Below are 15401 nucleotides of genomic sequence, written 5' to 3' on the forward strand. Positions count from 1 at the left end.
TGTTCCCTAACGTTTTTGCCAGTTCCAATAAGCCTAATTTCGGTTTAATGATTTTTTGATGTAAGTTCATAATAGGTATAATTTATATCCGTACAAAGTTAATAATTGTCAGATTAAATCTTAACTAGTGAATTTTATTTTATTTTTAAGGATATGTTGGATTAAATCCTGGTTTAGCTTTTCACTATATAGTGCTGCGATAGCCTCTTTATCTTTTTTAGAAACCTCTTCTGATTGAACTTGAATCCTATTGATCCGCTCTACCAACTTCCTCATAGTCATGAAATTGTTATTTTTTAGGCTTTCTAATTGAAAATATTTTACTGGGTCATTTTTATAAAAGTTAGGGTTAGATAACGTTTTATCTATCTTTTTATTTTGAATCTCTAGATTTTTAATTTGTTCTTTATAGATGGGGATCAGACGATTATTGGACTCTTTAGCAGCTATTTTGATTTGATCTGACCGACGAAATTCTCTTTGAATATCTGAGCAAAGGCTGTTTAAACTTTTTGGAGATTTGGTACCCAGGAAATTACTACTTCTACTGGTAAAAGAATCTATCTTACCTAACAAATACTTTTCTCTATAAGAGGAAAAAGAACAGTCTCTTTTAAGGTTTCTAGTACGATCTAAACTAGGTATATAGTCTGTGTGATTCGTAGAGATTGTTACACCTCTATTGTCAGATCAAGTTTAAACTTGACAGGATTTCTACCTGTTCATTATTTAATTATCATTATTAAATTAATAATTTAATATGTGATGATCTGTATTTATGGATAACTTAATCAAGTTATCCATAAATACACATCTCAATCAATATGAGGACTAAAGACAATGAAACCAGTGTAGAGCAGGTGATCAAAATATATACGATTGTTGACCTTATAAAAAATTTTAAAAATTGAATTAAATAATTAAACTATTTAAACTGAATACAAGCTGAACTTAATCTTACATTCTTATTGTAACAACCTCTACGAATCATACATAAATATTGGGTCAACTCTGGTAAGACAAAGCAGGTTCATGTACCTAAATCGAATCAGGTTTGGAGTGGGAATATTACTTATATTCGAACCAATACTGGTTACATGTATCTTTCGGCTATTATAGATTGGCATAGTAAAGCTATAAGCTATAAATTATCCAATACTATGGATTATGGATACAAGGCTTGTAACAGACACACTGCAAGAGGCACTTAGCAAATATCCTGTACCAGCGTGCTTTAATAGTGATCAAGGTAGCCAGTATACTAGTCATAAGTATACAGGACTATTAAAAAATCATAATATTCAAATCTATATGAGTGGAAAAGGTAGAAGTATTGATAATATTGTAATGGAAATATTTTTTAGAACACTAAAATATAATTGCAACATTATCAATGAGTTTTAAAATATTAAGGTGTTAAAAGAGGGAATTAGCAGTTACATTACTAAATATAATTACCAAAGGTTTCATTCTAGTATTAACTATCAAAAACCTATGAACGTTTATCTTAACCATTTAAAAATGGTAACCTAGAAAATGCGGAAATAACAGGAAAGAAAAGTAAAGAAAAAAAACTCCGAAAAAATCAGTCCATTATAGTTCACGTTACTGATTAATAATGGATTTTATCCCACTTTTTTATCAAGAAAAAATTGGGATAAAAATCAAGCTCTCTGCAAAAAGTAGCTAAAAGTGTCATTATTCAGATGGAAAAACAGCCCCCCTTTTGGGGGCTTGAAAGGAAATTGTTTTTCAAAATCATCTGTAAGATGATACTGTATGTGTTCAGCGTGATAGTTTTTTTTGACATAAAAAACCAGTGACTTGAATAGATATAAAGCACAGCCTCAGGGCTAAGCTTATAACTCTAAGGCTGTGCTTTCAGTTTAAGGGAACCTTTTTTCTGCTGCTTAAGCAGATTGATCTATGGAAAATATATTAGATGTATGCTGCCCGTGCTACTTCCTTTCCTCTGTTACTATTTGGATCAAGGTATCAGCATATTGTTTACCTATATCACCTTTAAACCAGCCCACCCAAGTTGTACCCTCGTGATTCTTAATATCCTTTAAAATATGATTCCAATCCTCTAGTTTTAGACCATTTTTTACAGTCTTTATGACATACCTGAATATTTTAGTATTCTTATCAGACCATATAGGTTGTGTACCCTTTTTGTGGATGAATGCGGATAAATAGATCGAAGACCATACAGTTTTCCCGTCTTTTGTTGTTGAAAAAAATTGCTTGATTACTTCATCTACCCCTGATAGCTTAATCAATTGAGGCAGTAGTTTTGTAAATAGCTCTAGATCATTTACACAAGCAAGGGTATGCAGAAACGTCTCACCATTGTTATTTTTATTAAATAATTCTTTCGGGTCAAGTTTATAAATCAATTTTCTTGCTATTTCTGTCCATTTATTTGCAACAGCGAAATGCAATATATTGTTACCTGACTTTGGATCTGTGCACGTGAGATTTGTTTCAGGCTGCTCGATTAATCTACTAGCTATGTATTTATTCGGTGCACCTCGCTTCTGACATGCCGTCAAAATCGGCCGCGTACCATCCTTGTCTTCTTTATTGAGATTAACCGCTGACTTAAATTCTATAAAAATGTCACATATTTTTTTATTGCCTTGTTGTATAGCTTCCGTCAAAGGTGTGTTCCCAGATTTTGGGTCAGGCGCATTTATAAAGTCTGCATTTTTGTGCAAAAATCCTGATTTTTTATCTTCAACAAAGCGTTCTAAAATTATTTTGACTTTTTCAGGCTCATTGTGCTTTACCGTAGCGTAAAACCCGTTGCGATTCTTTTCATCTGGAACACTAATATCTTTTTGGTTCTCTATATGTTCACGATATTGATCAACATTCATCTTCATTGCCATACATCCTGCTGTTCCACTTGTACTCCATCCCCTACACACCTGAGCCTGCAACACAACTAACAGCAATAGCGCCTTTGTCCCTTTGGCCAATAAACCAAACCGTTTACTCATTCCCTTTATGCCTTTCATGTTTTTATTTTTTTTTAATTAAATTCTAGCAAATCATGCGCTTCTATTTACACGGAGAGCTTCCCTTTTTTTTAAAAAAATACGTAATCCATGTTAAAAAACCTAAGTTGTAGCTATAGATGTTGTCGTTTTAAGGTAGAGAATGGTGGCCAATTGGGTTGTAGCGTGCTTGTATATCGACCAAATGTACTACTTTAACGCTTTAACTATTACCTTATATTATTATGTCTAAACCAGTTGAGCCAACACCGTTAATGCGGCAGTATTTCGCTATTAAAGAGAAATATCCTGGGGCGTTGTTGCTTTTCCGCGTGGGTGATTTTTATGAAACCTTTTTGGAAGATGCAGTGCAGGCGAGTAACGTGTTGGATATTGCGCTTACCAAACGGGCCAATGGATCGGCGGCTAGTGTGGAATTGGCGGGTTTTCCCCACCATTCTTTAGATCTATATCTGCCTAAGTTGGTCAAAGCGGGCTATCGCGTAGCGATTTGTGATCAATTGGAAGATCCTAAACAGGCCAAGGGTATTGTACAAAGAGGGGTTACAGAACTGGTTACGCCTGGTCTTTCTTTTAATGAAGCGGTGTTGGATCAAAGCGCCAATAACTACCTAGCCTCTATTGTTTTTGATAAAAAAATGCTAGGTATAGCTTGCTTAGATCTTTCTACAGGGGAATTTTTTGTGACGCAAGGTGCCGCTGATTATATCCAAAAAGTGTTGCATCACTTGGCGCCATCGGAAATTGTTTTGAACAAAAAACAGCAGGCCTTATGGGATGCATTTGCGCAAGATGCTTTTCATATCTATCCACTCGATGAGTGGGTATTTCAGTTTGACTATGCCTATGGTCTGCTGAATAACCATTTTGGTACCCACTCTTTAAAAGGGTTTGGTATTGCAGGTTGCCCTATGGGTATTACAGCAGCTGGTGTAGTTTTACACTACTTATCAGAAACAGAACATAAAAAAATTAAACATATTCGTTCCATTGTTCGCCTAGAGGCGCATCACTATGCCTGGCTTGACCCATTTACCGTTAAAGCTTTGGAGTTGATGGTGCCACAACAGGTAGGGGGAACGGCATTGATTGACCTATTAGATAGAACAGTGACCCCTATGGGGGCACGACTACTTAAAAAATGGCTGCTGTTTCCGCTTAAAGCGGTGCAACCTATCCAAGAACGGTTGGCTATAGTTGAATACCTGGTAGGAGATGGTACATTGACTGCATTATTGGTCAGCTATTTGAAACAAATAGGTGATGTAGAGCGGTTAATCTCTAAAGTAGCGGCCAGCAGGGTCCAGCCACGGGACATGGTAGCGCTAAAAAGGGCATTGGAGCAAGTGCAAGCGATACAAACGGCCTTGCAAGGGGTTAGATGCCTACAAAAACTACATGCACAACTCCATGGATGCCACGCTTTGGTGCATAGCATCCACCGTACCCTTCAGGAGGATCCGCCGCTATCTATCCATCAAGGTGGGCTGATTAGACCACAGGTCCATGAGCGGTTGGATGCGTTGAATAAAATCATGTACGAGGGTAAAGATTATTTGATTCAACTGCAACAAATGGAAAGCAAGCGTACCCGTATTCCTTCTTTAAAGGTCTCTTATAACCGTGTATTTGGTTATTACCTTGAAGTACCTAATGCCCATAAACATAAAGTACCCACCAATTGGATACGCAAACAAACCCTAGCGGGTGCAGAACGGTATGTCACCGAAGCGTTAAAACAGTATGAAGAACAGATCCTACACGCAGGCGAAGAAGCACAGCTGCTAGAACAACAACTCTATCAAGCGTTAGTAGAGGAAGCGGCAGCATTTATTCCACCCATTCAAGACAATGCAAAACATGTTGCACAATTGGATTGTTATCTGGCGTTTGCCAAACAAGCCGTTGAGCACCATTATAACAAACCTGTGATAGATGATGGCCACCTGTTGCATCTGATAGGGAGCCGCCATCCGGTTATTGAGCAGCGCTTACCCATAGATAAAGCTTATACCCCTAATGATATCTATTTAAATCCATCTGAACAACAAATCTTAGTCATTACAGGGCCTAATATGGCTGGTAAGTCCGCCCTATTGCGTCAGGTGGCACTAACAGTATTAATGGCTCAGATGGGTTCTTTTGTACCAGCGGACTCGGCCCAAATTGGCGTGGTAGATAAAATCTTTACAAGAGTAGGCGCATCCGATAACTTGGCCCAAGGGGAGTCCACTTTTATGATGGAGATGACCGAAACAGCCAGTATTATGCATAATCTTAGTGAACGTAGTTTGGTATTGATGGATGAGATAGGACGTGGTACCAGTACCTATGATGGGATTTCTATTGCTTGGGCACTGGTGGAATATTTGCACAATCACCCGAATTATAAGCCTAAAACGCTTTTTGCTACCCATTACCATGAGTTGAATGAGTTGGCCAAAACGCTCCCTAGAGTTAAAAACTTTCATGTAGCGGTGCAGGAAATAGATCGAAAAATTCTATTTCTACATAAACTGGTGGCTGGAGGTAGCCAGCATAGCTTTGGCATTCATGTAGCCCAAATGGCTGGTATGCCTGTTACCATTTTGGAAAGAGCAAGAGAGGTATTGGCGCACCTATCCCAAGTAGGCAGGCATGCCCAGGTAGAAAAATTGCCGCAAGTACAATATCAACTTAAACTTTTTGAGCCAGATAATGGCCTCAGTGAGCTTAAAGCCTACTTAGAAAGCATTGACATCAATACTCTTTCTCCAGTAGACGCTTTAATAAAACTCAATGACCTCAAAAATAGGGTTGAAAGATTTAAAAATTAGCTATAAAAGTGGATAACGATTTTGAAAAAATAGAATCTTTAAGTAAATTCGGTCTATTGTATAGCGTATAAGCGAGAATAGCTCAGTTGGTAGAGCACGACCTTGCCAAGGTCGGGGTCGCGGGTTCGAGTCCCGTTTCTCGCTCATCTGATCTGTTTGTAAGCCTCTATTTCATATAATGATCAGTGGTTGAGTAGATGTTGCGTTTATTTTTATCTCCCCACGGGTATGTGTTCAGCGCGATGGTTTTTTGCGTCAAAAAAAACCGCCCCTGTAAAAAGTCGCATTTTACAGATGATTTGGAAAAACAGTTTCCTTTGAAGCCCCTATAGGGGGCGCTTCCTGTTTTTCCATCTGTAAGATGGCACTTTCAGCGGTTTTTACTGAGGGCTTGATTTTTTGTACACTTTTTTATCAAGAAAAAAGTGGGATAAGGTTCATCATTAACGAGTAATGTGAACAGATACTCCCATGGATATTCGGCTTTGCCAGGATGGTGGAATTGGTATACACGCAAGACTTAAAATCTTGTGGCCTTTGGCCATGCGGGTTCGATCCCCGCTCCTGGTACGCATTAAAGTATTGTTTCTCGTTGTATCGATGGGTTCTATTTCCTTTTTAGATGTAGTGGCATGTATCGGTTCATCTACAGCCGTGCTCTCCCTGCTTCCGCAGATTATACAGTCCTATAGAACAAAATCTGTTCATGACGTTTCCATGTTGATGCTCTTGAACCTGACGGTTTCTTCCATTAGCTGGACCCTTTATGGCGCAATGACAGCTGATAAGCCATTGTGTTTAACGAATGTGTTGCTGACCATTGGTTCTTTGATTATGCTAGCGCTCAAGTGCAAATACCGTGCAACGGATCGTCCAAATCTCGTACAGCCAGCTGACCACCGTAAAAAACGGAAAGAACGTCTATTGTAAAACATTGCGATGCATACCTTATCCTTCGCATCCCTTCAGTTGTATGGCCAGGCTACTCTAAAGTAGTATCTGTTCAACTCACTGTGCGTTTTTTTTGACGCAAAAAACCAGTGACTGAAACAGATACCTAATAACAACCACTGTGCTGAACACATACTATTAACCAGTAACGTGAACAGATACTCGGCGGCCATAAGCGCTTTAAATTGACGCAATCGAAAAAAACGCTGATTAAAATAATATGTATCTGTTCAAATCACTGGTTTTTTGCACACTTTTGGACCAAGCCAAAAGTGTGCAAAAGATACTTTGTATCTAGCTGGTTACCTGCACCTTATTGGCATCTGCAAGTTCTGCCTCATGTTTTTGCTCAGCTGCAGCTTTTAGCTTACCTAGTGTGCGAACAGCTATTAACCAAAGTATAATCACAGCTATGATGATCAGTACGATGGGCGTACGAATACTAGCGATATCACCACCACCAATCAACGTGGACATACCCGTAATCAATACAGAGGCTAAACTCTTTCCCAAACGAGAGCCTACACCATCTACAGCGGCTTTCCCACGTACCTTGGTTTCTTCATCTAGTGGAATATAGACCGCTTCTTTCGTTGGGTCAAAAAGGACATATTTCACCGACTTAATCAAAACTACATTATAGAGGCCTACTTGAACAGATAGATGCAAAGCAGTGAGATTAAAACCCTTTAAAAAATCATCCAAAGCATCACCAAATCGTAGAAAAGTGAAAAACAACACAGTCATCACTAATGCCGTAACCGGTGTGGCAGATGCGGCAAATCCCCATCCTCTTTTTCGTATAGGTGTGGCAAGGAAAAGGGTCACTAAAATAGAGATGATGCCTACTGCAATTTGTTGCTGTGAATAAATCCCTGCATAAATGGTATTGTCTCCAGTAATTTTTACATATTGCTGAATTTGTGCTTTTTGTACGGCTTCAAAAAGCGCAATCACTAATCCATAACCGATTACCAATATGGAAAGCAATATCAGATACCTAGAGCGCGCTAGGAACTTCATAGAATCCATAAAGGACATTTTTACCTTTACTTTTTTAGGCTTTTGTTCAATTTGATAGTAGGCTGGATTGGCTTTTATATCTGCTGTAAAATAGTTGTATACGAACAGAATCAGCACAATAGCCGTAATCACAAACTTTAAACCTTGATCAAAATTGGCAGCTACACTCTCAAGCTTAAGAATACATCCAGCTAGAATACTGCCCACGGCTGCAAACATACTTAAAAAGCTATAAAACCTTTTTGCTTGATTTACAGCAGTAATCTCATTTACAAAGGTCCAAAATACCACACTTAGTGCAAAAGTGCCCCAAGCCTCAGCATGGATATAAAAGAGAGAAATAGGCCAATGGCAAATAGCTCCCCACAGTCCTACAAGGCTTGGAAATTTTGCTTCCAGTAGTTTAGAGAGGCTAGTGAGTTGCAATAGCTCTTTTTGAGGTAGTAAAAAAACCAGTGACAGGGTAAAAAATGAAAGAAAGTAAATCATAACGGCATTGAATCTGCCATCCCTTCCTGTAGAACGACTCACTTTTCCATAAAGAATGGTAAAGAAAATCATGCTAGGTGTAATCGCTACTGCTTTTAACCAGTAGATAGCTGTAGTATTTATCTCCTTAAGGATATTCATATCTTTAAGAGAACGTGTAAGCGCGTAACAGAAAGATATGAGAATAAATATAAAGGCCATTGGCAAAAATTTACGTAGCTCACTTTTATGAATGGGAAATAGCATCCCACGCAGGTTACCAAACTCTTTTTTCGTGCTCATTGTATATTTTAATTTAGTTAGAATATAAAACATAAAATATTGATGGATGCATCAGCTATTTTATGGTATTGTCAAATATTTTTATAGAATGTTCGTTATGTTTTTTTCATAGTTCTGTGTTTAGGGTTAGATAGTTGGATAGGCCCTCTGGGGTAGCTTGCATCGCCCTACTGCCTTTTGCCCAATTCGCCGGGCAAACTTCTCCAAATTGAGTCACATGTTGCCACATATCAATTATACGCAGTATCTCACTGATATTTCTACCTAGTGGCAAGTCATTGATGGCCATATAGCGTACGATACCTTCTTTGTCAATTAAAAAAGTACCACGATAAGCTACAGGAATTCCTGTGAAAATCAACTGGTTATGCTCGTTATAGCTCCAGGTGCCTCCTAAAACACCATAGTTGGCAACAATGGTCTTACTGGTATCAGCAACCAATGGATAGGTTACGCCAGCGATACCCCCTTTTGCTGTGGGTGTGTGTAGCCAAGTCGTATGGCTTTCTTCTGTGTCGGTAGAGCAACCGACTAGTGCTACATTGCGTTCTATAAATTGGGGTAAATATTGTTGGAAGGATAATAATTCAGTAGGACAGACAAAAGTGAAATCTTTTGGGTAAAAGAAAAAAAGTACTTCTTGGTTTCCTAAAAATTGTTCCAGTGAAAAGTCAGTTGTGACCTTTCCACCATCTATGACAGCCGGCGCCTTAAAAACAGGGGCCTTTGTTCCTAGTAAATGCACGGTATATTATATAATTAAAAAATGATAACAAGCCGCCTGCTGCTGCTAACCTTATCTGTAATGCTAGATGCGCGGACGTTTACACTGCAAATTTATACTTTTTTTTAATAAATCATATAAAGCATGTATAGGCTATTTTTTGGTTGATAAAAAATGTATGTGTTCAGCATGATGGTTTTTTTGCGTTAAAAGAACAACGCCCCTGTAAAAAGTCGCGGTTTAGAAAATGGCAGTTTACAGATGATTAGGAAAAACAGTTTCCTTTAAAGCCCCCAAAGGGGGCGCTTCCTGTTTTTTCATCTGTAAACTACCACTTTCAGCGGCTTTTTACCCAGGGCTTGATTTTTTTGTCCACTTCTTTATCAAGAAAAAAGTGGTATAAAATTCATTATTAACTAGTATTGTGAACAGATATAAAAAAGTAGCCAACCAAGCAAACAAGTTCCGTGCAAAAAGTTGTTGCAAAGAGCCTGGACCATACACTATGGGTCTGCTCTTGGGGCTTCAAGCACGCGGTTTGCTTAATCATCTGTAAAGCAACACTTGCGCATTACAACTTTTTACAAGGGACTTTGCTTGTTTTTACTGTTTCTAAAAGGCTGTTCAAGCAAAAAATAAGCCATACACCCCCTTAAAATGGCAAATCATCTTCTACATTAGATGGACTAGCTGCAGGCGATTCGTTTAATTGATTACCTTTTTCTAGACGCCATGCTTGCAAAGCATTAAAGTATTTCACAACTCCTTCTGGGTTGGTCCATTTTCTGCCCCGTAGATTGAAATGAACCGTTATTTCTTCTTTTTCCATGAACCCATCTAGTAGATCACATTTATCTTGAATCAACTCAAAAGAGATGTATTCGGGATATTGTGGATTTTCTACATATTCTACCACAAAATTTCTTTTTTTGAATGATTCAGATACTTGTTGTGGTGGACTAATTTCGAATAATCTTCCAGTTATATGCATAGTAAATATTGGTTTGATAAAATAAAAATGATACTAGACCGCTTTCAAAACGCAATGGCTAATGGCCATTTTAAGGCTTATTTATGCACTGCAAATCCCGCTGCGTAAGGCTGTCTACTGTGCTGCTTCTAAAAAAATTGACCATCATAAATAGGTTTAAAAAAAGGTCTATACTCCTCAGGACTGGATGATCCAGATCGCTTCTTTAGCCCTACTAGCTATAATCTTAATTATTTTTGGCGAATACAAAAGCAACTAAGCATAATAGCCCTGCTATAGTAACCATTGTAGCGGCCATAGAACTATTCAACCAGAGGCTGATATAGTATCCGCTAATAGATGTTATGATAGCAAAGAGCAAGTTATAAACTAACAAACGTTTCAGGCATTTTGTAAGCAAATAGCTGCTTACAGCTGGCACAATTAAAAGGGCCACTACTAAAATCGCGCCTGCTACTTCAAAGGCAGCAACAGTTGTCAATGAGGTAATACCCATTAAGCCATAGTGCCAACGGGTGGTATGTACGCCAATGCTTTGGGCAAATTGTGGGTCAAATGTGCTTACAAACAGCTGTTTATAGCCCATGACCAGAAAGCTTAGATTAATGACTAAAACCGTTAGTAAAATGTAAAATGCTTTAGGCCCTAGGTTGATGCCACTAGCTGTGCGCCACACATCTAATGGAACTGTTGCCAATTCACCATATAGACTGCATTCTGGGTCTAAGTCTATTTTTCTACTAAAAAAAGAGATAAGAATAACCCCTAAAGCGAAGAGAAAGGTGAAATTGATTCCTATAGCTGCATCTGCCTGTATATTTATTTTTTTTTCTAAAAATGCAATCAAAAAGGTGACCAACACACCGGTTATACCTGCGCCAGTGATGAGCATAGGTGAACTTTTAGATCCAGTGATCAGGAGTGCCAATACAATACCTGGTAGCGTAGAATGGGCAATGGCATCTCCCATCATGGCTATTTTCCTCAATACCAGATAGGTACCTACTAAAGCGCAGTTTATACTGGCCAATGCAGCGATAATAATGGTCCAAAGTGTATCCATAGCTAGCATTTTGTGGCTAAGGCTGTTTTTAACAGGCCAAGGAGTTCGGACGCACGATACCTATTTTGCACCCCTGTTTGCATATTCTTTAGCGTGTAGTGGTCCATCGCATATTCTGTTTCCCCTACTATAACCACAAAAGGGATATTTTTTTTATGCGCATAGCTTAATTGTTTGTTGATTTTTACCCGTTGAGGATATATTTCTGCTTGAATGCCTGCTGTACGCAACTGGTTCAATAGGTGAAGCAATTGCATTTCTGCTTTTGCTTCAAGATTGGTTAATAAAACCTCTGTGGTGTAGGTGGTAATAGATTGAAAGAGATTTTGCGCTTCCATAAGGTCGTAGAGTCTATCTATCCCAAAAGAAAACCCTACGCCAGTCAAGCCCTTTGCCCCAAATAGCGCGCCAAGGTTTGCATACCTACCGCCTCCCCCCAGGCTGCCTATTGGTGTAGCCGCTACTGTTAGTTCCATAACCAGTCCGGTGTAATAGGCCAACCCTCTTGCTAGGGTTGGGTCTATGCAACAGATGCCATCTGGTAGGCCAAGGCCATGCGCTTGTGTAAGTATGTTGCTCAATTCCTCTATTGCTTTGGCGCCTTGTGCTACATCGCCGATAGCTGCTTGTAATTGGCCCAACCGTTCAGTATGGCTCCCGTTACAATTTTGCAATTGCACCAATGATGCAGTTGCTTGGCTACTAAAGCCTGCTGCCTGTAAGGCAGCAATCACTTTTTCTAGGCCAATTTTCTCTAGTTTATCTACAATCGTACAAAATAATTTTTCTTTTTCTTTTTCTTTTTCTGGATCAGCAATAGCGGATAGTATGCCTCTATGGTTGATTTTGATGCAAAAGCCTCGTATGTTCAGTTGGGTACATACGTCGTAGATTAATTTTAAGATTTCTGCTTCACACAGTAAAGAGGTGCTGCCGATAATATCCGCGTCACACTGTAAAAACTCTCTATAACGACCTCTTTGGGGTCTGTCTGCCCGCCATACGGGTTGCATTTGGTAGCGCCTAAATGGGAAGCATATTTCATGTTGATGTGCTGCAATATGGCGCATTAAGGGAACCGTTAAATCATAACGGAGCCCTTTGTCGCTGAGCAGCGCTTTTAATTTTTTGTAGTCTGTAGTATTTGCCTCTATGCCTTCTAGGAAATCACCAGATTTGAGTACGTTAAACATCAGCTGTTCTCCTTCAGAGCCATATTTCCCTGTAAGGGTAGAACGGTGCTCCAACGCAGGGGTTTCCAGTGGCTCAAAGCCATAACGTGTATAGATAGCCTGAATGGCGGCAAGCATATAATTGCGCCGGTAGACCTGCAGGCTGCTGTAGTCGCGCATGCCTTTTACAAGACTGGGTAATAGGGTCATCTACTTTTGCGAATGGGTGAAAGATAGATTGTTATATCATAGCATCATAAACCAATGCAACTATGCCAGCTGCTAATTTACAGGATCATAAGATGATTCACAATAGTTGAGCAATGCTTAATGGTTGACTCATTCAAATACCATGCGCCCTAGCATACTTTTTTGCCTGAGCAATTCACCTATGTCAGTTGCTTGCTGTTAAACCTTTTAAGGCATATTATTGGTGTATGGAATCGGCAAGTTTAAAATCTAATTGTTAATGTTAAAGTATATTTGTATGTAAAGAAAACTATTTCCATATATACTGCTTGAAGCAGTAAGTGGCCTTGCTACCTGTGGAAGGTTTCCTTTCTTTATCCAGGGCAATAGACAAGACGGGCCAAAACGAACTAAAATATAAACCAATGCGCTATAGGCAACACAATACTTATTCAAGACACCTAGTTTCTGTTCTAATATGCTGTATCCTTATCGTTTTGGGTGGCGCATCTTGTTTGCACGCCATACAAGCAGCCTGGCCTGGTAGTTATGCGCCTTATAGTGGATCTGCCAGTGAGCTATGTAGTAGATCTATAGGGGAAGATCATAGTGTGCCTGAACAAGAGGCTGTCTATCTTTATAAAGACGCATTGCTGTTTGCTTTGGATCATAGCGTAACGTTTGCGAAGCAGTTAAAAAGACGAGTAGAACAATGTATTATGCAGCTTACGCCTGATGCGATAACCGCATTGCAAGGTGCACGCATTAGCCTTATAGAAGTTTTAGAGGGCAATATCTGCACAATTAACCATGGATGAAAGGAAGGGTAAGTGTTTAGAGGCCACAGAGGATGCCCAAAATGGGCCAAACGAGTGCGCTATCTGTTTGTCTGATCTGCAGGGTAATTTTATGGTTCTGCCCTGTCATGCTACGCATGCCTTTCATAATGATTCCATCAAACAGTGGGTGAATAGACAAGGTCCTAATTTAGGTCGATACTGGAGAAAAATTTGTTGCCTATATAAAAAGCTGCCCTGTCCTATCTGTAGAGAAACCTTTAGACCAAATGATTTAGACCTAATTAGTGATTACTACTGGACACCTACCTTGGGATGAAATTTAAGCTTTTACCTTGGTTAGGGAAACTTTATGTTCTGGGGGGGGGGTAGTGATTTTAAGACTGTGCTAACAAAGGGCGCGAAAGAATCGTGGGGAGGGCTAGTGTTGGCTAAACGAGGGGACCCTGCTATTGCTCGACGTTTTTCCTTTGGTCTTCTTAGATAAACGCATCAAGGATACAACATGGTTGATGCGATAGAAAAGGATTAAGTATCTGTTCCACCCGCTGGTTTTTTCTCCACTTTTTTATCAAGAAAAAAGTGGGATAAGATCCATTATTAACGAGTAATGTGAACAGATACACGTAAATAGATACCTATTTTTATCGAACTTTTAAAGTCACTAGCGTAGCAATAGCCAATAAAATGCTCAGGATTAAAAACCGGGTTACAATCTTGGATTCATGCCATCCTAGTTTCTGGTAGTGGTGGTGGAGAGGAGCCATCTTGAAGATCCTTCTACCGGCGCCATAATGCCTTTTAGTAAATTTAAAATAGCTGGTTTGTAGGATCACCGATAGATTTTCCATAAGGAATATGCCGCATAGTATTGGAATCAGTAGTTCTTTTCGAATACAAATAGCTACTACCGCAATGATGGCACCGATCGTTAAGCTGCCGGTATCACCCATAAAAATTTGCGCAGGATAGGCATTATACCAAAGAAACCCCATACATGACCCTACAAATGCACAACAAAATATAGTCAGTTCTCCCAGGTTTGGGATATACATGATATTTAAATATTTAGCAAATATAATGTGGCCAGATAAGTAAGCAAGCACAGCTAAAGTAGTACCAACAATTACAGAAGTACTGGCTGTTAATCCATCCAGCCCATCCGTTAAATTAGAGCCATTGGACACAGCAGCAATAATAAAAGCGACAACCACCATATAGAGGATCCATGTGTAATATGTATTACCTAATAGGCTAGCTGTTATTTGCGCATAATCCAGCTCATTCCCTTTGAAAAAAGGGATGGTTGTTTTGGTAGATTTTATGTCATTATAGTCAGAGGCTATAGGATCGCCTAGCGGAGTAGGTATTGCCTGCGTGGGGAGCGATACCTCGCGTATGACTACGTCTTGATGCAGATATAGTGTAGCACTTACGATACAGCCTAAAGTCATTTGGCCTAATAGTTTAATCCATCCGTTTAACCCACTTTTTTGTTTTTTAAATACCTTGATATAGTCGTCCAAAAAGCCTACGAGCCCCATCCAAATCGTAGTAGTTAACAATAGGATGATATATATGTTATGCAGTTTTGAAAAGAGCCAGGTGGGTACCACAGTTGCGAGGATAATCAGTATCCCCCCCATAGTAGGCGTGTTTGTCTTCTTATTGGCTTCATTAAACCCTAGTGCTCGATTGGGCTCGGTAATTTGTCTTTTGCGCAACCCATCTATAAAGCGCTGCCCCAGTAGAAAAATAATGGTAAAAGAGCTAAGGGTAGCTATAGCTGCTCGAAAAGAAATATACTTAAATAAGCCTGTTCCAGGCCACTGCAAGCTAGTGTGTAGGTATTTGAATAAATAATATAGCATACAAAACCCT

12 protein-coding genes, 2 tRNA genes and 1 pseudogene are annotated in these 15401 nt (G+C 39.2%); 7 read left to right on the plus strand and 8 right to left on the minus strand.

Annotated elements, in window-relative coordinates:
* Positions 1–120: 120 nt before the first annotated feature.
* Complete coding sequence (locus NLX65_RS01535) at positions 121–576, minus strand: hypothetical protein (protein WP_260536440.1); 456 nt, start codon at positions 574–576, stop codon at positions 121–123.
* 446 nt (positions 577–1022) lie between these two features.
* Here NLX65_RS01535 and NLX65_RS01540 point away from each other — a divergent pair.
* Positions 1023–1533: pseudogene (locus NLX65_RS01540) on the plus strand (transposase); the annotation flags it as partial.
* A gap of 425 nt (positions 1534–1958) precedes the next feature.
* Here the strand turns inward: NLX65_RS01540 and NLX65_RS01545 are convergent.
* Positions 1959–3023 (minus strand): ankyrin repeat domain-containing protein, encoded by a 1065-nt coding sequence (locus NLX65_RS01545; protein ID WP_260536443.1) that lies wholly within the window; start codon positions 3021–3023, stop codon positions 1959–1961.
* 224 nt (positions 3024–3247) lie between these two features.
* Here NLX65_RS01545 and mutS point away from each other — a divergent pair, with 224 nt between their 5' ends.
* From mutS to NLX65_RS01565, 4 genes are all read left to right on the plus strand, one after another.
* The gene (gene mutS, locus NLX65_RS01550; RefSeq protein WP_260536446.1) at positions 3248–5839 is read left to right on the plus strand and encodes a DNA mismatch repair protein MutS; all 2592 of its coding nucleotides are present in this window, start codon (positions 3248–3250) and stop codon (positions 5837–5839) included.
* Positions 5840–5910: 71 nt separating this feature from the next.
* Positions 5911–5983: transfer RNA gene (locus NLX65_RS01555), tRNA-Gly, on the plus strand.
* A gap of 343 nt (positions 5984–6326) precedes the next feature.
* Positions 6327–6409 (plus strand) — tRNA-Leu (locus NLX65_RS01560).
* On the plus strand, positions 6383–6769 hold the full coding sequence (locus tag NLX65_RS01565; protein ID WP_260536555.1) for a SemiSWEET family sugar transporter: 387 nt from the start codon (positions 6383–6385) through the stop codon (positions 6767–6769). Before NLX65_RS01560 ends, NLX65_RS01565 begins: the two co-directional genes overlap by 27 nt.
* Positions 6770–7084: 315 nt before the next feature.
* Here the strand turns inward: NLX65_RS01565 and NLX65_RS01570 are convergent, their stop codons facing one another.
* From NLX65_RS01570 to hisS, 5 genes are all read right to left on the minus strand, one after another.
* Positions 7085–8617, minus strand: a complete 1533-nt coding sequence (locus NLX65_RS01570; RefSeq protein WP_312025854.1) for an Npt1/Npt2 family nucleotide transporter — start codon at positions 8615–8617, stop codon at positions 7085–7087.
* 73 nt (positions 8618–8690) lie between these two features.
* Entirely contained in the window at positions 8691–9329 is a 639-nt protein-coding gene (locus NLX65_RS01575; RefSeq protein WP_260536452.1) for a peroxiredoxin, read from the minus strand.
* A gap of 631 nt (positions 9330–9960) precedes the next feature.
* The gene (locus NLX65_RS01580; protein WP_260536455.1) at positions 9961–10299 is read right to left on the minus strand and encodes a DUF3127 domain-containing protein; all 339 of its coding nucleotides are present in this window, start codon (positions 10297–10299) and stop codon (positions 9961–9963) included.
* Between the two features lie 226 nt (positions 10300–10525).
* A complete protein-coding gene (locus NLX65_RS01585) occupies positions 10526–11362 on the minus strand; it encodes a metal ABC transporter permease (protein WP_260536457.1) in 837 nt (278 codons plus the stop codon).
* A 2-nt stretch (positions 11363–11364) separates the two neighbouring features.
* The gene (hisS, locus tag NLX65_RS01590; RefSeq protein ID WP_260536460.1) at positions 11365–12744 is read right to left on the minus strand and encodes a histidine--tRNA ligase; all 1380 of its coding nucleotides are present in this window, start codon (positions 12742–12744) and stop codon (positions 11365–11367) included.
* Positions 12745–13079: 335 nt separating this feature from the next.
* Here hisS and NLX65_RS01595 point away from each other — a divergent pair, with 335 nt between their 5' ends.
* Positions 13080–13541: a hypothetical protein gene (locus tag NLX65_RS01595; RefSeq protein WP_260536463.1), complete on the plus strand. Its 462-nt coding sequence runs from the start codon at positions 13080–13082 to the stop codon at positions 13539–13541.
* Complete coding sequence (locus tag NLX65_RS01600) at positions 13534–13839, plus strand: hypothetical protein (protein ID WP_260536466.1); 306 nt, start codon at positions 13534–13536, stop codon at positions 13837–13839. Before NLX65_RS01595 ends, NLX65_RS01600 begins: the two co-directional genes overlap by 8 nt.
* A 325-nt stretch (positions 13840–14164) precedes the next feature.
* On the opposite strand, the gene mraY is transcribed toward NLX65_RS01600, so the two are convergent.
* Positions 14165–15391 (minus strand): phospho-N-acetylmuramoyl-pentapeptide-transferase, encoded by a 1227-nt coding sequence (gene mraY / locus NLX65_RS01605; RefSeq protein WP_260536471.1) that lies wholly within the window; start codon positions 15389–15391, stop codon positions 14165–14167.
* Between the last annotated feature and the right edge of the window lie 10 nt (positions 15392–15401).

Source organism: Candidatus Cardinium sp. TP (assembly GCF_025215055.1).
Classification (GTDB): Bacteria; Bacteroidota; Bacteroidia; order Cytophagales; family Amoebophilaceae; genus Cardinium.